We start from the raw sequence: 19860 nt of genomic DNA, 5'->3' as shown, positions 1-19860 counted from the left end.
CGCCCCGTGGACAGGCTGGCGATGGCCTGCCTGCCGGTCGCCATGTGCCTGCTTAGCGGCCGGCGAAGTGCACGCTGCCGGCCGTTTCGCCCGCCTTGGCGATGGCGCCCGGAATATTGTTCAGTCCGGTGATGGCGATGACGTCGCCATCGTTGCGAAATTCCATGCGGGTGCCGTTGGCCGTTTCAAAGACACCAGGTGCGCGGCCGAACAGTTCTACTTCGGGCTGTCCCTTGATTTGCGTGAAATAGCGGTTGACTTGCTGGCGCAGCAGCAAGGTATCGCCCGTGTCGAGCTGGTAGCGATTGCCATACTGGCTGAATTCCTGCGGGGCCAGTTTGTAGACCTTGCCGGAGACCTGCACCCTGTCCTGTTCGCCGATTTCCAGCGCGCTGGCGCTGAGGCAAGACAGGCCGAGGACGAGGGCGGCGCTACCGAGGGCGAGGGTACGCGAGAACGATGCTTTCATGATTTCACCTTGTGATCAAATGCGGGTTGGAGTTAGACCAATGTTGTCTCCAGCAGGTTCGCTGGCGGGGACAATGCCAAGGTAGCAAGTGGATGGGCGCCATGCCAGCGCAAAGCGATGAAACGCCGGAATCCGGCGCTGAAACGCGAAATCGGGCGATGGATGGTTTTGGAATGAATGGTGGAAAGCGAGCTGTTCAGCAGAATTTAATTCTGTTTAGGTTGTAATATTGGTTTTTTTGTCGGTTTGGCGCCCGCGCCGATGGCGGGCACCAGGCGCGTTCAATACAGCGTTTGCGCCGACTCGTGCAGCAGCTGGCCGTACAGGGTATGGCGCATCTTGGCGATCTTGCCTTCAGACAAGGCTTGCAGGATGGCGCATTGCGGCTCGATCAGGTGGCGGCAGTTATAGAACTTGCAGCCGCCCAGGTAGGGCTGGAATTCGCGGAAGGCCCGCTCCAGCATGCCCTCGGACAAGTGGTACAGGCCGAATTCCTGGAAACCGGGCGAATCGATGATGGAGCTGTTCGCGCCCAGTTCATCGAGCTTGTACAGGCGCGTAAAGGTTGTCGTGTGCTTGCCCGTGTCGAGCGCGGCCGAGATTTCGCGCACGGCGATGTCGGCGTCCGGCACCAGCAGGTTGATCAAGGACGACTTGCCCATGCCCGACTGGCCGATGAGGATCGATGATTGGCCCGCCAGCAGCGGCGCCAAGGTGGCCACGGCGTGCTCGGGTTCGGCGCGCGCCGACACTTCATCGACGGGATAGCCCATCGAGGAATACGGCAGCAGGCGTTCGCGGGCGCGCTCCAGCGAAGCGGTCACGTCCGTTTTGTTGAGGATGATGCGCGCCTCGATGCCGGCCGCATCGGCCGCCACCAGCGAGCGCGAGATCAGGTCGTCGGCAAAGCCCGGTTCCGTCGCCACGACGATGAACAGCTGCGTCAGGTTGGCGGCCAGTAATTTCGATTTGTACTGATCCGAGCGGTAGAGCAAGGTCTTGCGTTCCTCGATGCGGTCGATGACGGCCTGGTCGTTCGAGGTGCGCGTCAGGTGCACGATGTCGCCCACGGCCACATTGGTTTTCTTGCCGCGCGTCACGCATTGCAGCTTGGCGCCGTCCACGTCGGCCAGGTAGTGGCGGCCGTGGGCGGCGATGATGACGCCTGTCAACTTGCCTTCGCTCATGCGGTCACCTGGCTGCTCTGGTAGATGAGGTCTGCCTTGGCGGCGCAGATGAAGTCGTTTTCGGACAGGCCGCCGGCGCCCTGATTGACCGAGTGCGTGTCGTAGCGCACGGCGCAGGTTTTGTAAGTAATGATGAGCTCCGGATGGTGGTCTTGCGTATGGGTCATATAGGCCAGGGCGTTCACGAACGCCAGGGTCTGGTAGTAATTCTTGAAGCCGAAGTCGCGGCACAGCTTGCCGTTTTGCAAGCTCCACTGCGGCAGCAGGGCGTGCAGGGTGGCGATATCCGTGTCGCCCAGCGCTTGCTGGCGCGGCGTGCAGGACAGTTGGGCCAGGTCTTGCGAAGTCGATGGCGTATTCATGCGGAAGCCCCTTTCAGGTGGCGGATGCGCACGCTGGCCGGCGGGTGGCTATCGTAAAAGGCCGAGTGCAGCGGGTCGGGCGTCAGGGTCGACGCATTGTCTTCATACATTTTGACGAGCGCCGAGACCAGGTCGTCCGCCTGCGTGTGCGTGGCGGCAAAGGCGTCGGCCTCGAATTCGTGCTTGCGCGAGCTGAGCGAGGTCAACGGTCCCAGCAGGAAAGTGAAGACGGGCAAGGCCAGCATGAATAGCAGCAGGGCCAGCGCGTCCGTCGGCTGGCCAGTGAGCGCCAGGGCAACAGGGTCGACGCCGAGGCCCGCGTAAAACCATGGCTGCGTCTTCAGGAAGCCCAGCAGCGCGAGGAAACCGAGCGAGATGACGAACATCATGGCGATGCGCTTGACGATGTGCTTGAGCTTGAAGTGGCCCAGTTCATGCGCCAGTACCGCTTCGATTTCCTGCGGCGCCAGGCGCGACAGCAGGGTGTCGAAGAAAACGATGCGCTTGTTGGCGCCAAAGCCCGAGAAATACGCATTGCCGTGGGCGCTGCGCTTCGAGCCATCCATGACGAACAGGCCTTTCGAGGCGAAACCCACGCGCTGCATCAAGCCTTCGATGCGGCTTTTCAGTGCTTCGTCGGCCAGCGGCGTGAATTTGTTGAACAGGGGAGCGATGACGGTCGGGAACAGCACCATCATCAGCAGCTGGAAACCGCTCCAGACGAACCACGCGTACAGCCACCACAGGCCGCCCGACTTGGCCATCAGGGTCAGCACGACCCAGATCAGCGGCAGGCCGATGACGGCGCCCAGGGCCACGCCCTTGAGCATGTCGGTGAAGAACAGCTTGCGCGCCATGGTGTTGAAACCAAAGCGCTGCTCCAGCACGAACTGGCGGTAGTAATCGAAGGGCAGGTCGATCAGGCCGGAAATGGCGGCAAAGGCGGCGATCAGGCCGATCTGGTACAGCATGGGCGAACCCGGCCCCATCCATTCATTCAGGTGCAGCGCCAGCCATTGCAGGCCGCCCAGCAGGGTAAAGCCGGTCAGCACGGCATAGTTGACCAGCAGGGTCAGCAGGCCAAATTTGGTCTTCGCCACCGTGTAGTCGGCCGCCTTCTGGTGCGCGGCCAGCGGGATTTTTTCCGCGAATTCGGGCGGGACAACGGCGCGGTGCGCCAGCACGTGGCGAATCTGCCGCGAAGCGAGCCAGAAGCGCACGGCCAGGGTCAAAACGAGGACGGATACAAACAAAATCGAAAACGCGAGTGAATACATTCTGTGCCTGTGAGAAAATGGCTGATTATTTAGTTTGATTAGGCCAAGAGAGAATTATGTCACAAGCGACCGACTTATCTGCACCCACCTCTGCATCCACCCCCGCACCCACCGTGCCGGCACGTCCAAATGAGATGAACCTGGTCTGGGTCGACATGGAAATGACGGGTCTGGAGCCCGATACCGACCGCATCATCGAGGTGGCGGTCGTGGTGACGGACATGCACTTGAACCTGCTGGCCGAAGGCCCCGTGTTCGTGATTCACCAGTCGGATGAAACCCTGAACAAGATGGATGCCTGGAACAAGGGCACGCACGGCCGCTCGGGCCTGATCGACAAGGTGAAAGCGTCGACCGTGACGGAAGCGCAGGCGGAAGCGGAACTGATCGCGTTCCTGAAGAAATACGTACCAGCAGGCAAGTCGCCCATGTGCGGCAACACCATCGGCCAGGACCGCCGCTTCATGGTGCGCGGCATGCCGAAGCTGGAAGCGTTCTTCCACTATCGCAATGTCGACGTGTCGACACTCAAAGAACTGTGCAAGCGCTGGAAGCCGGAAATCGCCACCGGTTTCAAGAAACACCAGAAGCACACGGCGCTGGCCGATATTCTGGAATCGGTCGAAGAGCTGAAGTATTACCGCGAGCACTTCATCAAGTTGTGATGAAGTTGTCGGCTTACGCGCTGCGCGCTAAGCCGAGCTACTGGCTCCGGCTGGTTTGGTGGTGTTGTCGGGTTACGCGCTGCGCGCTAACCCGACCTACGGGGCATTACCGCCGCTTTCGTAGGTCGGCGTTGGTCGGCGTAGGTCGGCTTAGCGCCCTGGCGCGTAAGCCGACACATCCACCGCCTCAAAGACAAGACTGTGCCAAGCCTCATCCTCATCCCGCCACTCCAGCGCAAACGGCCCCGTTTGCCGCAAGTCCGTAATCCAGCGCACTTCGCCAGGCTGGCGATAATATGCCTGACATAGGCCGAATTTTTCCCCCAGCTTGCAAATCACCAATCCTTCTCCCGCGACAGCGCACCACTTTTCATGGCCATCGATCAAGGCCACGGCCGGATCGCCATAGAACTCGCCCAGACTGGCTTGCCTTCCATCGGCCGCCGTCACCATGGCCTGTTCATATTCATGTTGAATTATATATTCGGCGCTGCGCGCCAATTCCTGCTGAGTCATGCGGTCTCCACTGTTGGCCAGACGGTTTCCTGGTCGGCGCGCGCCTCGGCGATCAGCCATTCGCAGAATGCATGCACGAGCGGCCGCGTTTCCGCCTGGGGCGAGCGCAGCAGATAATAGCAGTGGGGGCCGCGCACGGCGTGTTCGAACACGCGCACGAGGCGGCCAGAGCGTAAATCGTCGCCGATCAGGGGGCTGGCGGCGATGGCCACGCCCTGGCCGCTGGCGGCCGCGTCCAGGCACAGATAGGTGTGCGAAAAGCGCGCGCCGCTGTTGCCGCTATTGCCGCTGTAGTGCACGCCGCAGCTGTGCAGCCAGCGCGTCCAGTCGATTTCGCCGGGCAGATGCACTTCCGGCTCGTCATGCAGCAGCGGGTAGCGCAGCAGGTCGGCGGGCTGGCGCAGGCTGGCCGCGTTGGCGCGGAAATCGGGGCTGCAGACGGCGGAAAACCATTCTTCCATCAATAAATCCACTTTGAGGCCCGGATAGCGGCCCGGTCCCAGGCGTATGGCCACGTCCACGCCATCGCGCGCCAGGTCGACCGGGTGCATCGAGGCCAGCACGCGCAGTTCGATCTGCGGATAGCGGTCGCGCAGGCGGCCCAGGCGCGGCATCAGCCAGCGCGAGACGAGCGAGCTGGTGGCCGTCACCGTCACCACCTTGTCGTCGCCCTGGCGCCGCGCCTGCTCGGACACGTCGGCCAGCTGGTTGAGGATCGGCCCCAGCGAGGCCGCATAGCGCTGGCCGGCATTGGTCAGCACCACGCCGCGCGGCAGGCGCTGGAACAGCACGATGCCGAGCCACGCTTCCAGCTGCTTTACATGGTGGCCGATGGCGCCGGCCGACACGTGCAATTCTTCGCCCGCGCGCTGGAAGCCTTCATGGCGGGCGGCGGCCTCGAAGGCGTGCAGGGCGGCGAGTGGGGGCAAGGGTCGTGACATGGCATTCTTCAGGGAATTGAGCCTCAGTATTATTTGGCCTATCCGTGAAGAATATTGGTTTGTTTCATTTTGCGCAAGCGAATATGATGCCGTCTATGCGTGAAGTGACCCGCAATATGATTCACGCATATATTTCACGTACGCATCACCTTCCAGCCTTGCTTGGCATTAATATTTACAACGCCTGGGAAAACCGTCGCGAGCGGCAGTGATTTGTGGCCGAGAAGCGCAACCGTACTTCAGTACGGTGAGCATCGCCGGCCGCAAAGCGCGACGCGCAGCAGGTTTGCCCTGGCGTACTCAAAGAGGTTTAGTCATGTCTGATCGCCGCGCTGTTGCGCTGGTGTTGCTGTCGGCCGCCGGTTTCGGCAGTTCCGCAGTGTTTGCCAAGGCGGCATATGCGTCCGGGGTCAACCCGTCGACCATGCTGGCCTTGCGTTTCGTCATCGCCGCCATGCTCTTGCTGCCGCTCGTGTGGCTCGGCGGCTGGCGCTTGCCGCGCGGCCGCCTGCTGGCCGGCTACATGCTGATGGGCCTGATGTACACGGCCCAGTCGCAAGGCTATTTCAATGCCCTGATGTATGCCAGCAGCGGCCTGTGCGGCATGTTGCTGTATGTGTATCCCGTGCTGGTCACCATTCTCGCGCTGGCGCTGGGCTGGGAAAAGCTGGACCGCCGCATGCTGGTGCTGATGGCGCTGGCCATTGCCGGCATGGCCATCACCCTGGGCGGCAAGCTGCAGGGCCAGCCCATCGGCATCGCGCTGGCATTGATGGCCGCCGGCGTGTATGCCGTGTACATCCTGTTTGGCAACAGCCTGTCGAAAAGCCGCGAGAATATTCACCCATTGGCCGCCTGCGTGGTGATCCTGGGCACGGCCGGCCTGTCGAACAGCGCGATTGCCTTGTGGCAAGGCGTGTCCTTGCCGGGCACGGCGACGGGCTGGCTGGCCGTCAGCGCCATTGCCCTGTTCTCGACGGCCATCGCGATTGCCGCCTTCTTTGCCGGCGTGGCGCAGATCGGCGCGGCCAAGGCGTCCATCATTTCCACGTTTGAACCCGTCATCACGATGGCGTTCGGCGTTACCTTGCTGAAGGAATCCGTGAGCGGCACGCAATTGCTGGGCGGCGCCATGGTGCTGGCCGCCGTCGTCTTGCTGGCGCAGCGTCCCACGGCCAAGCCGGTCTCCATGCCGGCCGTGCAAGCGAGCGCTTGACCTTTTTTCCCGAACTGATCGGTTGTATTGATCGGTCTCCTTTGCGCCGCGACGGGTTTCCTGTCGCGGCGCTTTTTTTGGGCCGCGCACAAATAACTCTTGATTGCGAATGATTCTCATTTATAATTGATTTCAAGATTCCCTACCACCAGCCAGCCCATGCCAGCCAGTGTTCGCCTTGAAAGGAGACACCGTGACGAGCATGCCCCCTATTTGTAACACCGAGCTGGTCGCCAGCGAATTTGCCCGCCTGCGCCGCGAAAAGAAAGCCCGCCATCGCGACATCGCCGAGGAACTGGCCATTTCCGAAGGCGAGCTGATCGCCGCGCATGCGGGCCTGTCGCTGGCCGATGGCGCCTTGCTGGGCGCGGAGCGCTTGCAGGCCGACTGGCCCGCCATCATCGCCGCGCTGGAGCCACTGGGCGAAGTCATGGCGCTGACGCGCAACGCTTCGTGCGTGCATGAAAAGACGGGTGTCTATCGAAAAGCTAGTCACACCAACCACGTGGGCCTGGTGCTCGGCGGCGACATCGACTTGCGCGTGTTTTACCGCCAGTGGGCGCATGGTTTTGCCGTGCGCGAGGTGAATGAAAAAGGGAGCGAGAAGGAAGTGCAGCGCAGCCTGCAATTTTTCGATGCCGCCGGCCACGCCGTGCACAAGATTTTTCTCAAGCCGCAAAGCGACCTGGCCGCCTATGACGCACTGGTGGCGCGCTTCGCCGATGCGGACCAGGCGGCCGGCATCGCCGTGACGGCGCCGGCGGCGCCGCCGGCCGAATTGCCCGATGCGCAGATCGACGTGGCCGGCTTTCGCGCCGCCTGGGCCGACTTGCGCGACACGCATGAATTTTTCACTTTGCTGAAAAAATATTCGGTCTCGCGCCTGCAAGGCCTGCGCCTGGCCGAGCCGCGCTTCGTGCAGCAGCTCGACAAATCCTGCGTGCTCGACCTGCTCAATAACGCCGCCCTCGAAAAGGTCGCCATCATGGCCTTCGTCGGCAATGCCGGCATGATCCAGATCCATTCGGGACCCGTGCACAAGATCGCTGTGATGGGGCCGTGGATCAATGTCCTCGACACGCGCTTCAACCTGCATTTGCGCGAAGACCATATCGCCAGCGCGTGGGTGGTGAAAAAGCCGACCGTCGATGGCCTGGTGACGTCGGTTGAACTGTTCGACGCCAAGGGCGACACTATCGTCATGTTCTTCGGCGAACGCAAGCCGGGCGTGCATGAACTGTGCGAATGGCGCAACGTCGTCGAGCGCGTGCTGCAGGAGGGCGAACTATGCGCCGCATGATCGCCGCCAGTGTGGCGCGCCGCATCGCGCTGAAAAAAATGGGGGCGGGCGCGCTGGCGCTGGCCGCGCCGATGCAGGTGCTGGCCGCCGTGTCGGACGCGGGTAAACCCGTGGCGAAAGCGCGGCGCATCGTCAGCGTCGGCGGCGCCCTGACGGAAATCGTCTATGCGCTCGAAGCGCAGGGCGAGCTGGTGGGCGTCGATACCACCTCGCTGTATCCGGCCGTGGCGCAACAGCTGCCGCAGGTGGGCTATGCGCGCACCTTGTCGGCCGAGGGCGTGCTGTCGCTGGCGCCCACGCAGCTGATCGCCACCGAGGAAGCGGGGCCGCAAGCGGTGCTGCGCCAGGTACGCGACGCGGGCGTGCCGGTGGCGGTGCTGAACGCAAATAACCAGTTTGAAGGTTTGATTGAACGGGTCAAACAGGTGGGCCAGATCACGGGCCGTGCCGACCCCGCCGCGCGCCTGGCGCAAGCCTTGCAGCAGCAGTGGGACGGCGCCTTGGGCAAGGTGCGCCAGCGCCAGCATGCACCCGTGCGGGTGCTGTTCATCCTCGCCCATGCGCCGAACCAGGTGATGGTGGGCGGGCGCGAGACGGGCGCCGACGCCATGCTGGCGTATGCGGGCGCCGTCAACGTGATGGGCGGGCAGGGTGGATTCGCCGGCTACAAGCCGCTCACGCCCGAAGCCGTGATCGCCGCGCGGCCCGACATCGTACTGGTCACGGACCAGGGCTTGAAGGCCTCGGGCGGCGTGGACGGCATCTTGAAACTGCCAGGGCTGGCGCAGACGCCGGCCGGGCGTAAGCACCGCATCGTGTCGCTGGAAGCCATGCTGCTCTTGGGCTTTGGTCCGCGCATGCCGCAGGCGCTGATGGAGCTCGACGCCGCCTTCGCGAAAGCCATGGCTGCATGAACGTGCGCGCGATGACGCCGGCAGTATCCTGGCCACGCTGGGGTGCTGGCGGGATGCTGGCTGTGGCGTTGTTTGCCGGTCTGCTCATCGCCGTGCAGGCGGGCGCCGTGCCCGTGACCCTGGCCGACTGGCTGGCGCCGTTTCAAGCGGGCGACGAGGCATTGTCCGGCGGCGCGTATGTGCTGTGGCATATCCGTTTGCCGCGCGCCCTGTTCGCCATCCTGATCGGCGCCGCGCTGGCGCTGGCCGGCGGCCTGACGCAAGGGCTGTTTCGCAATCCGCTGGCCGATCCGGGGCTGCTGGGCGTGAGCAGCGGCGCCGCCTGCGCGGGCGCGGCCACCATCGTCTTCGCCGCCAGCCTGCACGTGGCGCCCGAGCTGCGCGTGTGGCTGCTGCCGGGGGCCGCGTTTGGCGGCGCCATGCTCATTTGCGTGCTGCTCGACCGGGTCGCCCGTTGGGCCACCCCCGGTTCCATCGTCGGCCTGCTGTTGACGGGCGTGGCGCTGAACGCCATCACGGTGGCCGTCATGGGCCTGTGCATCTACCTGGCCAGCGACGACCAGCTGCGCACCCTGACTTTCTGGACCTTGGGTTCCCTGTCGGCCGGCAGCTGGCGCCAGGTGGCGGCTTTGCTGCTGGTGCTGGCCGGCGCGCTGTGGGCCACGCGCTTCCTGATGCGTTCATTGAACGCGCTGGCGCTGGGCGAGGCGCAGGCACTGCACGTGGGTATCGACGTGGGTCGGCTGCGCACGCAGGTGATCGTGCTGGTGGCCGTGCTGACGGGCTTTGCCGTCGCCTGGTGCGGCGGCATCGGTTTTATCGGCCTGATCGCGCCGCACCTTGTGCGCACCTGGCTAGGCGCGGACCAGCGCCGTGTGCTACCGCTGTCCATGCTGGCCGGCGGCTTGCTGCTGCTGTTGGCCGACACTCTGGCGCGCACGGTCGCCATTCCCGCGGAAGTCCCCGTCGGCATTTTCACGGCCTTGCTGGGCGGGCCATTTTTCCTGATGCTGTTGCGGCGCTTCCGCCACGGCACCGCCTAGAGGTGAACATGACGCCCCTGCTGGAACTCTCCTTCGCCACCACCCAACTGGGCCAGCAGTATTTCGGCCCCTTCAATGTGCGGGTGGCGCCCGGCGAACGCATCGCCATCCTCGGCCCCAGCGGTGCCGGCAAGTCGACCCTGCTCAAACTGATGGCGCGCGAACTGCAGCCGCAGGCGGGCCAGGTGATGCTTGCCGGCCGTCCCCTGGCGCAGTGGCCGCTGGCCGACCTGGCGCGGTGCCGCGCCGTGCTGCCGCAAGGCTCGCACGTGGCCTTCGGATTGCAGTGCGAACTGGTGATCGGCCTGGGAAGAGTGGCGCGCCTGGTCGACCCGCAATTGGGACGGATCGTGCAGGATGCCGCCGCCCTGGCGCACGCTGGGCATCTACTGGGCCGGCGCCTGGACACCCTGTCCGGCGGCGAGCAGGCGAGGGTGCAGCTGGCGCGTATCTTCGCGCAGATGTCGGATGTCAAAGATGGCTTGATACTCGTCGACGAACCGCTGGCGGCACTCGATCCCGGCCTGCAGTTCGATCTGCTCGACAGCCTGCAGCAGTTTTGCGCCGCGCGCGGCCATGCCGTCATCGCCATCCTGCACGACATCAACCACGCCTTGCTGGGTTTTGAGCGGCTGCTGCTCGTGCGTTCTGGCCAGCTGGTCGCCGACATCGCCAGCGATGCCGGCGCCGTGCCCGCCCTGGCCGCGCTGTACGGCATCGCCCTGACGACGGCCACCAGCAGCGATGGCCACGTGTGCGTCATCCCTGCCAGGAGCGCTGTGCGCAGGGCCGCCTGACTCGCGTGTTCCCTCGCTCACCAGACGTCCACCGCGCGCGGCCGCGCCATCTGGCCGCTGGCCAGCAGCCACACCATCAGGGCCTCGGCCTGTTCGCGCGTGGCCGCCACTTCCTGCAGGATGCCGAAGGCTTTCATGGCGCCGGCCGCCATCGCCTGCAGGCGCGCGCGCCGTTCCGCATCCGCCTCGATGGACACGAGGCCCCGGCAAAGGGTGGCCAGCGCCACCTTGTTATGCTTGAGCCACAGGCCGCGCCGCTTGCGGTCGACGTGCGCTTCGTCGCCACGCTCCTCTTCGAACAGCATGACGAACGGTTCGCCATGACGCAGCAAGGCGTCCATGTCGTTTTCCCACAGCGGGGCATAGCCGGTGACGGCCGTTTCAGGGCGAAAGCGCACGATGGGAAAGTCGCTGACGTCGTGGATGGAAAAATGTGCGGGATTCGGTTTCATGGCGTGCTTCCTTGCGAGGTGGTTGAAAAGGCTTGCCAGCCGCCGCCCAGCGCCTTGTAGACCTGGACCAGCGACAGCGACGCGGTGGCGCGGCTGTCGACCAGCGCCGCTTCGTTGTTCAATAAGGTGTTTTGCACATGCAGCACATTGATCAGGTCCGTGCCGCCCTGGCGGTATTGCAGCTCCGCGCTGCCCAGCGCGCGGCGTCCCTGCTTGACGGCTTCATCGAGGCTGGCCTGGCGGCGCTGGTTCGCCTGGTAGCCAGACAGCGCATCTTCCACTTCGTGCCAGGCGGCCAGCACGGTCTGGCGGTAGGCGATGGCCGCTTCCTGCTGCTGCGCCTCGCGCAATTGCAGATTGCCGCGCAGGCGGCCGCCATCGAACAGGGGCACGCTGAAGCCGGGACCGAAGGCAAAGCGTTTGGCGTCCCAGCCGATGTCGGACAGCTGCATCGCTTGCAGGCCGACGCTGCCCGAGAGCGTGATGCGCGGATAAAAATCGCCTTGCGCCACGCCGATGGCGGCCGTGGCCGCGTGCAGCTGCGCTTCGGCGCGGCGGATGTCGGGCCGCCGCTCGGCCAGGCTGCTCGGTACGCCCAGCTGCACCTGCATGGCCACAACAGGGATCTCCTTGCTGGCCGCCAGTTCCGCCCGCAGCGACTGCGGCGGCAACGCCAGCAAGAGGGCGAGGGCATTGCACAGGCGCGCTTCGCGCTGCTGCAGCGGCGGCAAACGCGCGTCGATGGTGGCGACATGGGCTGCCGCCTCGGCTTCGTCGAGCTGCGTCGCCGCGCCTTCGCGCAGGCGGAGGCGGGTCAGGTTCAAGGTATGGCGGGCGATATCGAGCAGCTGCTGCGTGATGGCCAGGGTCTGCTGCGCGCCGCGCAGCTCGATGTAGTCGCGCGCCGTCTCGGCCAGCACGGCCAGCAGCACGCCGCGTTGCGTTTCCTGGGCCGCGTCGACGCGCGCGTCAGCCGCTTCCACTTCGCGCCGCACGCGGCCCCACAGGTCCAGCTCCCAGGCCGCATCGAGATTGCTTTGCCACAGGCTGTAGGCGGACTGGCCGTTGTTGCGCGACGGGTCGCTCAAGCCTTGTTCGCTGTTGCGCGCGCGGCCATAGCTGCCATTCGCGCCCAGCGACGGGCCTTGCGCGGCGCCGATGAATCCGCGCGCGGCGCGACTCTGTTCCAGCCGGCTGGCGGCTGCCAGCACGTCGAGATTGGCGCCGGCGGCGCGCTGCAGCAGGGACGACAGAGTCGTGTCGCCAAAGCTGTCCCACCAGCGCTGCTCGATGGCGCCATCCTGGCTTGCGGCGAACCGGGCGTCCTGCGCCTGGCGCCATTGCTGTCCCAGATCATGGTGAGGACGCTGGAAGTCGGTGCCGACGCTGCCGCAGCCGGCCAGGCCCAGGGCCGTGAAAAGTATCAGTGCTTTCATCGCGCGCTCACCTGTGCCAATGCTTGACGGCGCATGGCCGTATCGATGCGCACTTCGGCCGACATGCCCACGCGCAGGCGGGTGCCCCGGTCCCGGTCGCCATCCTGGCCCGGATCGAGTGCGATCCGCACGGGGATGCGCTGCACCACCTTGGTGAAGTTGCCGGTGGCGTTTTCCGGCGCGATGGCGGCGAACGTCACGCCCGTGGCGGGCGCGATGCTGTGCACGGTGCCGTGCAGGAGCACGCCCGGATAGGCGTCGACGGCGATGCTGGCGCGCTGGCCCTGGCGCACGTGCGTCAGCTGGGTTTCCTGCAGGTTGGCGACGACGAAGCTGCGGTTCAAGGGCACCACGGCCATCAGGCTGGCGCCGGGAGCCACCAGGGCGCCGACGCGCACGGCGCGGCGTCCGACGATGCCGTCGATGGGCGCGCACAGCTGCGTATGCGACAAATCAAGTTCGGCCCGTTGCAGGCTGGCGCGGGCGCGCAGCAGGGCCGCTTCGGCCGCGCCTTGCTGCGCTTGCAGAATGTCCGTCTGCTTGCGCGTGGAGACGAGGGCGGCGCGGTTTTGCGCCAGGCGCGCGCGGCTCACATCGAAGCGTGATTGCGCCTGCTGCGCGTTCTGCACGCTGCCCGCGCCCTGGCCAGCCAAGTACGTTGAACGGGCCAGCTCCTGCTGCGCCAGTTTGTCTTCCGCCTGGTTGGCGTCGACCAGGGTGCTGGCTTGTTCGATCACCGATTGCTGGCGCTGCAAGGTGGCGCGGGCATTCGCCAGCTGCGCTTCGGCGCCCGCGACTTCGGCACGGGCCGAGGTGGCGGCGGCCTGGTAGTCGCGGTCGTCGATGCGCGCCAGCAGCTGACCCGCCTTGACAGCCTGGTTGTCTTCCACCAGCACTTCCCGCACGATGCCGCCCACCTTGGGGGAAAGCACGGTGTAGTCGGCGCTGACAAAGGCGTCGTCCGTGCCTTGTTCTTCGCTGGGGGAAAACAGCAGTTTCCAGGCGCAAAAGGCGAGGGCGCCGGCCAGCAAGGCCAGGCCGAGAAGAAAGGCGCGCGAGCGCAGTATGGGTTTTTGCATGGGGATGCTCTTTCGTAAAAATGAAAATTCAAGCGGCGCGCGGCGGATAGACGCGCGTCGGCAGGATGGGGATGATCACAATCATGGCCAGCGCGATGGCGGCCACGGTGAGGTACAGGTCGGACGAGGTCAGGGTGACGACTTGCGCGTGCATGCGCTGCGCCAGGCCAGGATCCAATCCCGCCATGTCCACTCCGGCCGGCAGGTTGCCCAGGCGTTCGCTGAGCACCGTCGAATGAAAATGGTTGCGGCGCGTGATCAGCGCATCGAGCACGCCGGTGGCGACGACGGCCGACATGCCCTTGATGGTGTTGAACCAGGCCGAGGCGAACGGGCCATCCTGCGGCGCCAGGCCCGTGGTGGCCAGCAGCAGCAAGGGAATCACGGCCATCGGTTGCGCAAAGATATGCACCGCTTGCAGCAGGTAGAAATGCGTGCGGATCCAGTCCGGCGACATGCGCGCGCCGAGCACGCAGGAGACGGCCAGCATGCCCAGGCCGATGGCCAGCACCCAGCGGCAATCGACGGCGCGCAGATTGCACAGGGCGGCCACCAGCGGCAGCGCGATCAGCTGCGGCAGCGCCACCATCAGCATCACGGGCGCCGTTTGCAGCGGGCGGTAGGCGTGTACCTGCGCCAGGTAGGACGAGGGAATCAGGATCACGGCCAGCAGCACGAACAGCACGCCGCCCAGGGTCAGCAGGGCGTGGCTGAGATTACGCCGCGACAGCAGCTGCAGCTTGAAGAACGGCAGCGGATGCGACCACTCGTTGATGAAGAACAGCACCAGCAGCACGGCGCCGCCGCCCAGCAGCACGCAGATCAGGGGCGAATGGAACCAGTTCAGGCGCTCGCCCTGCAGCAATCCCACCACCAGCATGCTGATGGCGGGCAGGCCAAGCAGCAGGCCGCGCCAGTCGAACTGGCGGAAGCGTTCGAGGCGCAGCGGGTCTTGCGGCAAGCCCCAGGACACCATCAGCAGGGCGACGATGCTGCCCGGGACGACTTGCCAGAACGCCCATTGCCAGCCCAGGTACTCGGTCCAGAAGGCGGCCAGCGGCGTGCCCAGGCTGGGGCCGAAAGTGGCGCTCAGCGCATAGCCGCCCAGGCCATACAGCTTGATGTTCGGCGGCAGGAAGCGCAGCGCCACCGTCATCAGCATGGGCGGCAGGGCGCCGCCTGCCGCGCCCTGCACCACGCGCAGAACCATCAGCACGGGCAGGTTCGGCGCGAATGGGCACAGCAGGCCGGCGGCCATGCAGACGATGATGGCGGCGGCCGTCAGGCGGCGCAGCGAGAAGGTGACGGAACACCACGGCGCGAACGCCATGGCCGACACCGAGGCGGCCGCATACAGGGCGACGAGCCAGCTGGCGTCGTCGCGCGCGATGCCCATGGCGCCGCGGATGTCGGCCAGCGCGACCTTGGTGATGTTTTCATTCAGGCCGGACACCAGCACGGCCAGCAGCACGCCGGTCAGGCCGGTGGCCAGGCGCAGGCCGAAAGCTGGTGGGACGGGAGGCGCGGCCGCGGGGGCGGCGCCGGGAAGGGGTACAGCAGACACAGGGAACTCCGTGGATGAGGATCAGTCCACGCAGTATAGGTAGCCGTTAATCTTGTGAAAATTGATAATTAAGGAAGTTTGAATTGCGTCTGGCGCAATGATGGGTGGGGTCGGCCCCTGTGGGTCTGACTCCGGTCTTTATCGTTGGGTTTGGCGTCTGGCGGGTGAGTTCAGATCAACCCCAATCAAATGCCGGGGTCAGACCCGCAAGGGTCTGACCCCATGCACAAGTCCTTGATCATGCGGCGCAGCCAGCGGTGCGCATGGTCGTGGTCGAGGCGCGGGTGCCAGGCCTGGAACACTTCCACGCTGTCGACGGGAATCGGCAGTTCGAAGGTGCGCAGCTTCAGGCCCAGGCGCTCGACGATGGCCAGCAGCGGCGTGGGCATCAGCGGCAGCAGCAGGCGCGAATCGGCCACGGCGAAGATGGCGGACTGGAAGTTGGGGCTGATCAGCGAAACCCGGCGCGTGTAGCCACGCTCGGCCAGGGCGGTGTCGAAGGGGCCGCGCGCCAGGCCGCGCCGCGAGACGCTGATATGTTCGTACTCGGTAAAGCTGTCAAGGTTGATGGGGCCGTCGAAGATCGGGTGGTCGCTGCGGGCGATGCCGACAAAGCCGCTGGTAAACAGCTGCTGCAGCTTGATGTCGGGTGCAAAGGCGCGCCGCGCGCTGATGTACAGGTCGACGCGGCCCGCGTGCAGGGCGTCGTTTTCCGTGGCGCCATCGCCTTCGGGCACGAAGCGCAGCACCGTGTGCGGCGCGTGCACGGCCAGCAGGTCGCGCAGCTTGCCGCCGTAGGAACCGACAAACACGTCGTTGGCGCACAGGCTGAAGGTGCGTTCCAGGGTGCGCAAGTCGATTTCACGACCGGAGGTGAAGATGGCGAGCGCCTGCTCTACCACGCCGCGCACCTGCTCGCGCAATTCCAGCGCGCGCGGGGTGGGCGCCAGGCCGCGCCCGGAGCGCACGAAGACGGGGTCGCCGATGGCGTCGCGGATGCGCGCCAGGGTGCGGCTCATGGCCGGCGCGCTCAGGTTCATGCGCCGCGCGGCGGCCACGGCGCTGCCTTCCTCGAGCAGGATGTCGAGGGCGACGAGCAGGTTCAGGTCGGGGAGTTTCATGCGCCGATTATAGCGCCCGGCCGCCGCTTCAGAAATCCACCTGCGCCGAGAAACGCGCGCTGCGCGGGCTGCCCACGTTCAGCCAACCGCCGCCCACGCCCGCTGCCGACGCCCAGTAGCGGCGGTCGAACACATTGTCCAGGTTAGCCCGCAGCACCACCGGACGCACGTCCTGCAGCCGCAGCGTGTAGCGCGCGCCCAGGTCGAGGATGGACCAGGCGGGGATCTGCTGCAAGTTGCCCGAGCCGGCATACTGCGAGCCCGCATGCGTGATCCTGCCCGTCACCGTCAGGCCGGGCGCAAACGGCGCATCCCATTCCGAGCCGAGATTGACATTCAGCCTGGAGATGCCGGGTGCCTTGTCGCCGTCAGACTTGCCTTGCGGGGTGGCCGTCAGCACGGCGTCGAGCAGCATGGCGCCGGCCATCACGCGCCAGCCCTTGGCGGGTTCGCCGACGATGGACGCTTCCAGGCCCCGGTTGCGCTGTTCGCCAAACAGGCCGTACACCATGCTGGCGGTGTCGAGCTGGCCATTGGGCTGCTTGACCTGGAAGACGCTGACGGTGGTCAGGTAGTCGCCCGTATCGATCTTCACGCCCGCCTCGTGCTGGCGGCTTTTATAGGGGGAGAAGATTTCGCCGGCGTTCCTCGCCATATCGGGCGCCACGGGGCCCTTGTTCAGTGCCTGCATGCTGTTGGCGTACAGCGACACGTTGGCGACGGGCTTGAAGACGATGCCCACGCCTGGCGTCAGCGCGCTCTTGTCGTAGGCCGTTTTTACGCCGTTGCGGTAGCTGGCCACATCGACGCGCTGGTGGCGCGCGCCGCCCATCAGTTGCAAGCGGCCGTCCAGCATGGTGATGGTGTCGGCGATGGCAAAGCTGGTCAGCGTGCTCTGCGACGTCAGGGGCAGCGCGCCCAGGCGACTGGTAAATACCGGTGCATCGACGAACACGGGCGCATACAGATTGGAGTTGAGTTCGCCGTTGTATTCGCGCGCGCTGTAGATTTTCTGCCACGTGCCGCTGGCGCCCGCGTGCAGTTCATGCGTCAAGGCGCCCGTCCTGAGCACGCCGCGCAAACCCGCTTCACCGGAGCGCGACTTGGTCAGCGAAGGGCGCGATGAAAAGTATTCGGTAAAGTCGCCTGCGCTGTTGCCGATGATGGGTTCGGGCGACAGTTTGTCCTGCTGTGCATGCTGGGCGCCCAGCGCGGCGTAGGCCGTCAACCCGGGTGCGAGATCGTATTCGATCCTCGCCATGCCGAATTCGGTGGTCGACTTGGCGTAGTTCCATCGCTGCGTGGTGTTGCGCGTCGGTGGCTTGGGGATGTCGAAGCCGTTCGAATCGAGGAAGTACCACCAGCCGCCGCGCCGCATGTCGAGGTGGTCGTAGCCGAGATCGAGCGAGGCGCGCAGGGCGTCGCCCCGGTAGTCGAGTCCCAGGCTGGCCGTGCCCATGGTCTTGTCACTGCCCTTCAGCGCCGTTTCGCCGTCGCGGTACACGGCATTGGCGCGCACGCCGAACTGCCTGTTGTCGCCGAAGCGGCGGCCCACGTCCAGGTGGGCGCCGAACTGTGCGCGCGAGTCGTAGCTGCCCGTCAGGCGCGTGAGCGGTTCGTCGCCGGCGCGCTTGGGCACCAGGTTGATGATGGCGCCGATGCTGCCGCCGGGCGCGATGCCGGCCAAAAAGGCCGAGGTGCCTTTCAGCACTTCCACCCTTTCCAGCGTTTCCATGGGGATCTTGGTAGCCGGCGCCACGCCGAACAGGCCGCCGTAGCTGATGTCCTCGGCCAGCACATTGAAGCCGCGCACGTGGGGCTGGTCGATATAGCTGTCGCGCGGCCAGCCGCTGGCGATCGACGGGTCGTTTGCCAGCACGTCGCCCAGGCTGCGCGCCTGCTGGTTGCGCAGCAGTTCTTCCGTGTAGCTGGTGGCGGCAAACGGCGTATCCATCACGTCGCGCGTACCCAGCACGCCCAGGCGGCTACCGCGCGCGATCTGCCCGCCCGCATAGGCGCCGGGCAGGGCGTCGTCCTGCGCGCCGCTGACGCTCACTTCGGGCATGACGGCGTCGCGCGCACCGGCAGGCGTGGCCGGGGCGGCGCGCAGCGTATAGCCGCCCGCCTCGGTGCGCAGCAGTTCCAGGCCGCTGCCGGCCAGCGCCAGCCGCAGCGCTTGCGCCGCATCGTAGCGGCCGCGCACGGGGGCGGCGCTGCGCTTGGCCGCCAGGGTGGCGTCCATGGTCAGCACCACGCCGGCCTGGCGCGCGATTTTATTCAGGCTGGCGGCCAGCGCGCCGGCGGGGATATCGTATTCCTGCACGGCTTGGGTGGCGTCACGGTGTTGCGCCAGGGCGGACAGGGGCGCCAGTGCGGCGCCGCTCGCCACGAGGACGGCGGCAAACAGGGGATGGTATGGGAAAGGCAAGGACACGGCGCGACTCCTGAAAAAGGGAAAAAGATGGGGCTTCCCTTCCTTGCCGTGCCAGATCGCGAAAGTGAGAGGGGCAGTATGATTATTTATTTTCATCCCGCAGGCGCACCGTGCTCCACCAGCGGGCCGTGGTCGATACTTCCACCGGCACGGCCGCGCTCAGTGCCAGCAGGGCAGCGTTACTGTTGCCCAGCGGCAGGGCGCCGCTCACGCGCAGGCGCGCCGCCTCGGGCGTCACGTGCAGGTAGCCGTGGTGATAGCGGGCGATTTCGGCCACCACGGCGCCCAGCGGCTGGTTCTCCACCACCAGCATGCCGTCTTTCCAGGCGTCGGCATTGCCGTCGGCCGGGGCGGGCAGGCCGACCACGCCGTCGTGCAGGCGCACGGTTTCGCCCTGGCCCACGATGCGCTCCTGGGCGCACGGCACCTGCGGCTGCGGCGCGCAACTGGCCGGGCGGGCTGCGACCGAAAAGCGCGTCACCGTCAGGCGCGTGCCGCCCTCGTCGAGGCGGCGCACGATGAAGCTGGTGCCCAGCGCGCGCAGGCTGCCGTCCGGCGTGTGCACGATGAAGGGACGCCCGCCGTCGTTGCCGCTGTGGCTGGTATCGATGGCGATCTCGCCGCTGCGCAACATCACGCCGCGCTCGCGGCTGTCGAATGCCAGGTCCACGGCGCTGCCGGTATTGAGGTGCAGCACACTCCCGTCGGGCAGCAGTACGCTCCGGCGCTCACCCGTGCCCGTACGGTAGTCAGCCAGCAGGTCCAGCGGTTGCACGTGATGGATGCTGCCGATGCCGGCGGCCAGCATGACCGCGAGCGCTGTCGCTGCTGCCACGCGCGCGGTCTGCGCCAGGCGCCGTTTGCCGCGCTTGAGCAAGAGCGTGCGGGTGGCCGGGCCGCTGGCCGGCGCCAGGTGCTGGTCGATTTGCCCCAGCTGCCGCCAGGCCTGCGCATGCTCCGCCGCCTGTTCCAGCCAGGTTTGCAAGCCGTGCCGGTCCGCTGCGCTGGCCGTGCCCGAACCGAGCAGCAACTGCCAGGCGATCGCCTGGTCCAGCACACTGGCCGGCACGGGAGCATGGACGTGCAT

19 protein-coding genes are annotated in these 19860 nt (G+C 65.9%); 6 read left to right on the top strand and 13 right to left on the bottom strand.

Features of this window, described 5'->3' with window-relative positions; all coding sequences use genetic code 11:
• Nucleotides 1–52: 52 nt before the first annotated feature.
• The 4 genes from ACPJXG_RS20800 to ACPJXG_RS20785 form a co-directional block, all read right to left on the bottom strand.
• Entirely contained in the window at nucleotides 53–469 is a 417-nt protein-coding gene (locus tag ACPJXG_RS20800; protein WP_425252209.1) for a hypothetical protein, read from the bottom strand.
• Between the two features lie 281 nt (nucleotides 470–750).
• The gene (rsgA, locus tag ACPJXG_RS20795) at nucleotides 751–1656 is read right to left on the bottom strand and encodes a ribosome small subunit-dependent GTPase A (protein WP_034785059.1); all 906 of its coding nucleotides are present in this window, start codon (nucleotides 1654–1656) and stop codon (nucleotides 751–753) included.
• Nucleotides 1653–2018 carry a 4a-hydroxytetrahydrobiopterin dehydratase gene (locus tag ACPJXG_RS20790; protein WP_425252208.1) on the bottom strand — a complete coding sequence of 122 codons (366 nt, stop codon included), beginning with the start codon at nucleotides 2016–2018 and terminating at the stop codon, nucleotides 1653–1655. Before ACPJXG_RS20790 ends, rsgA begins: the two co-directional genes overlap by 4 nt.
• Nucleotides 2015–3295, bottom strand: a complete 1281-nt coding sequence (locus ACPJXG_RS20785) for a M48 family metallopeptidase (RefSeq protein WP_425252207.1) — start codon at nucleotides 3293–3295, stop codon at nucleotides 2015–2017. The genes ACPJXG_RS20790 and ACPJXG_RS20785 overlap by 4 nt, the downstream gene beginning before the upstream one ends.
• 56 nt (nucleotides 3296–3351) lie before the next feature.
• Here ACPJXG_RS20785 and orn point away from each other — a divergent pair, with 56 nt between their 5' ends.
• The gene (gene orn, locus ACPJXG_RS20780; protein WP_200880321.1) at nucleotides 3352–3960 is read left to right on the top strand and encodes an oligoribonuclease; all 609 of its coding nucleotides are present in this window, start codon (nucleotides 3352–3354) and stop codon (nucleotides 3958–3960) included.
• Between the two features lie 150 nt (nucleotides 3961–4110).
• On the opposite strand, the gene ACPJXG_RS20775 is transcribed toward orn, so the two are convergent.
• Together ACPJXG_RS20775 and gcvA are read right to left on the bottom strand one after the other, a co-directional pair.
• A complete protein-coding gene (locus tag ACPJXG_RS20775; RefSeq protein WP_425252206.1) occupies nucleotides 4111–4476 on the bottom strand; it encodes a hypothetical protein in 366 nt (121 codons plus the stop codon).
• Entirely contained in the window at nucleotides 4473–5417 is a 945-nt protein-coding gene (gene gcvA, locus ACPJXG_RS20770) for a transcriptional regulator GcvA (protein ID WP_058051030.1), read from the bottom strand. Before gcvA ends, ACPJXG_RS20775 begins: the two co-directional genes overlap by 4 nt.
• A gap of 316 nt (nucleotides 5418–5733) precedes the next feature.
• On the opposite strand from gcvA, the gene ACPJXG_RS20765 reads away from it, so the two are divergent.
• The 5 genes from ACPJXG_RS20765 to ACPJXG_RS20745 all read left to right on the top strand — a co-directional run bounded on the left by ACPJXG_RS20765 (nucleotide 5734) and on the right by ACPJXG_RS20745 (nucleotide 10687).
• Entirely contained in the window at nucleotides 5734–6633 is a 900-nt protein-coding gene (locus ACPJXG_RS20765) for a DMT family transporter (protein WP_058051029.1), read from the top strand.
• A 202-nt stretch (nucleotides 6634–6835) separates the two neighbouring features.
• A complete protein-coding gene (locus ACPJXG_RS20760) occupies nucleotides 6836–7933 on the top strand; it encodes a hemin-degrading factor (protein ID WP_425254774.1) in 1098 nt (365 codons plus the stop codon).
• The gene (locus tag ACPJXG_RS20755) at nucleotides 7921–8847 is read left to right on the top strand and encodes a heme/hemin ABC transporter substrate-binding protein (protein WP_425252205.1); all 927 of its coding nucleotides are present in this window, start codon (nucleotides 7921–7923) and stop codon (nucleotides 8845–8847) included. Before ACPJXG_RS20760 ends, ACPJXG_RS20755 begins: the two co-directional genes overlap by 13 nt.
• Nucleotides 8844–9890 (top strand): FecCD family ABC transporter permease, encoded by a 1047-nt coding sequence (locus tag ACPJXG_RS20750; protein WP_051959483.1) that lies wholly within the window; start codon nucleotides 8844–8846, stop codon nucleotides 9888–9890. The genes ACPJXG_RS20755 and ACPJXG_RS20750 overlap by 4 nt, the downstream gene beginning before the upstream one ends.
• 8 nt (nucleotides 9891–9898) lie before the next feature.
• Entirely contained in the window at nucleotides 9899–10687 is a 789-nt protein-coding gene (locus ACPJXG_RS20745; RefSeq protein ID WP_425252204.1) for an ATP-binding cassette domain-containing protein, read from the top strand.
• 17 nt (nucleotides 10688–10704) lie between these two features.
• On the opposite strand, the gene ACPJXG_RS20740 is transcribed toward ACPJXG_RS20745, so the two are convergent.
• The 7 genes from ACPJXG_RS20740 to ACPJXG_RS20710 all read right to left on the bottom strand — a co-directional run bounded on the left by ACPJXG_RS20740 (nucleotide 10705) and on the right by ACPJXG_RS20710 (nucleotide 19860).
• Complete coding sequence (locus ACPJXG_RS20740; RefSeq protein ID WP_219310717.1) at nucleotides 10705–11139, bottom strand: hypothetical protein; 435 nt, start codon at nucleotides 11137–11139, stop codon at nucleotides 10705–10707.
• Nucleotides 11136–12575 (bottom strand): efflux transporter outer membrane subunit, encoded by a 1440-nt coding sequence (locus tag ACPJXG_RS20735; RefSeq protein ID WP_425252203.1) that lies wholly within the window; start codon nucleotides 12573–12575, stop codon nucleotides 11136–11138. Before ACPJXG_RS20735 ends, ACPJXG_RS20740 begins: the two co-directional genes overlap by 4 nt.
• Nucleotides 12572–13654: an HlyD family secretion protein gene (locus ACPJXG_RS20730; RefSeq protein ID WP_425252202.1), complete on the bottom strand. Its 1083-nt coding sequence runs from the start codon at nucleotides 13652–13654 to the stop codon at nucleotides 12572–12574. Before ACPJXG_RS20730 ends, ACPJXG_RS20735 begins: the two co-directional genes overlap by 4 nt.
• A 28-nt stretch (nucleotides 13655–13682) precedes the next feature.
• The gene (locus ACPJXG_RS20725) at nucleotides 13683–15218 is read right to left on the bottom strand and encodes an MFS transporter (RefSeq protein WP_425252201.1); all 1536 of its coding nucleotides are present in this window, start codon (nucleotides 15216–15218) and stop codon (nucleotides 13683–13685) included.
• A gap of 185 nt (nucleotides 15219–15403) precedes the next feature.
• On the bottom strand, nucleotides 15404–16339 hold the full coding sequence (locus tag ACPJXG_RS20720; RefSeq protein WP_425252200.1) for a LysR family transcriptional regulator: 936 nt from the start codon (nucleotides 16337–16339) through the stop codon (nucleotides 15404–15406).
• Between the two features lie 28 nt (nucleotides 16340–16367).
• Nucleotides 16368–18773, bottom strand: a complete 2406-nt coding sequence (locus ACPJXG_RS20715) for a TonB-dependent receptor (protein ID WP_425252199.1) — start codon at nucleotides 18771–18773, stop codon at nucleotides 16368–16370.
• Between the two features lie 82 nt (nucleotides 18774–18855).
• On the bottom strand, nucleotides 18856–19860 hold the full coding sequence (locus ACPJXG_RS20710) for a FecR domain-containing protein (protein WP_425252198.1): 1005 nt from the start codon (nucleotides 19858–19860) through the stop codon (nucleotides 18856–18858).

It is taken from the genome of Janthinobacterium sp. NFX145, assembly GCF_049810325.1.
Lineage (GTDB): Bacteria > Pseudomonadota > Gammaproteobacteria > Burkholderiales > Burkholderiaceae_D > Janthinobacterium > Janthinobacterium rivuli.
Note: the sequence above shows the minus strand (reverse complement) of the source record. Positions and strands in the feature narration are given on the sequence as shown.

Bases quoted from the DNA above. Each gene is read 5' to 3' on its own strand.
- ACPJXG_RS20800 (WP_425252209.1), bottom strand. From the start codon at position 469: ATGAAAGCATCGTTCTCGCGTACCCTCGCCCTCGGTAGCGCCGCCCTC.
- rsgA (WP_034785059.1), bottom strand. From the start codon at position 1,656: ATGAGCGAAGGCAAGTTGACAGGCGTCATCATCGCCGCCCACGGCCGC.
- ACPJXG_RS20790 (WP_425252208.1), bottom strand. From the start codon at position 2,018: ATGAATACGCCATCGACTTCGCAAGACCTGGCCCAACTGTCCTGCACG.
- ACPJXG_RS20785 (WP_425252207.1), bottom strand. From the start codon at position 3,295: ATGTATTCACTCGCGTTTTCGATTTTGTTTGTATCCGTCCTCGTTTTG.
- orn (WP_200880321.1), top strand. From the start codon at position 3,352: ATGTCACAAGCGACCGACTTATCTGCACCCACCTCTGCATCCACCCCC.
- ACPJXG_RS20775 (WP_425252206.1), bottom strand. From the start codon at position 4,476: ATGACTCAGCAGGAATTGGCGCGCAGCGCCGAATATATAATTCAACAT.
- gcvA (WP_058051030.1), bottom strand. From the start codon at position 5,417: ATGTCACGACCCTTGCCCCCACTCGCCGCCCTGCACGCCTTCGAGGCC.
- ACPJXG_RS20765 (WP_058051029.1), top strand. From the start codon at position 5,734: ATGTCTGATCGCCGCGCTGTTGCGCTGGTGTTGCTGTCGGCCGCCGGT.
- ACPJXG_RS20760 (WP_425254774.1), top strand. From the start codon at position 6,836: ATGCCCCCTATTTGTAACACCGAGCTGGTCGCCAGCGAATTTGCCCGC.
- ACPJXG_RS20755 (WP_425252205.1), top strand. From the start codon at position 7,921: ATGCGCCGCATGATCGCCGCCAGTGTGGCGCGCCGCATCGCGCTGAAA.
- ACPJXG_RS20750 (WP_051959483.1), top strand. From the start codon at position 8,844: ATGAACGTGCGCGCGATGACGCCGGCAGTATCCTGGCCACGCTGGGGT.
- ACPJXG_RS20745 (WP_425252204.1), top strand. From the start codon at position 9,899: ATGACGCCCCTGCTGGAACTCTCCTTCGCCACCACCCAACTGGGCCAG.
- ACPJXG_RS20740 (WP_219310717.1), bottom strand. From the start codon at position 11,139: ATGAAACCGAATCCCGCACATTTTTCCATCCACGACGTCAGCGACTTT.
- ACPJXG_RS20735 (WP_425252203.1), bottom strand. From the start codon at position 12,575: ATGAAAGCACTGATACTTTTCACGGCCCTGGGCCTGGCCGGCTGCGGC.
- ACPJXG_RS20730 (WP_425252202.1), bottom strand. From the start codon at position 13,654: ATGCAAAAACCCATACTGCGCTCGCGCGCCTTTCTTCTCGGCCTGGCC.
- ACPJXG_RS20720 (WP_425252200.1), bottom strand. From the start codon at position 16,339: ATGAAACTCCCCGACCTGAACCTGCTCGTCGCCCTCGACATCCTGCTC.
- ACPJXG_RS20710 (WP_425252198.1), bottom strand. From the start codon at position 19,860: ATGCACGTCCATGCTCCCGTGCCGGCCAGTGTGCTGGACCAGGCGATC.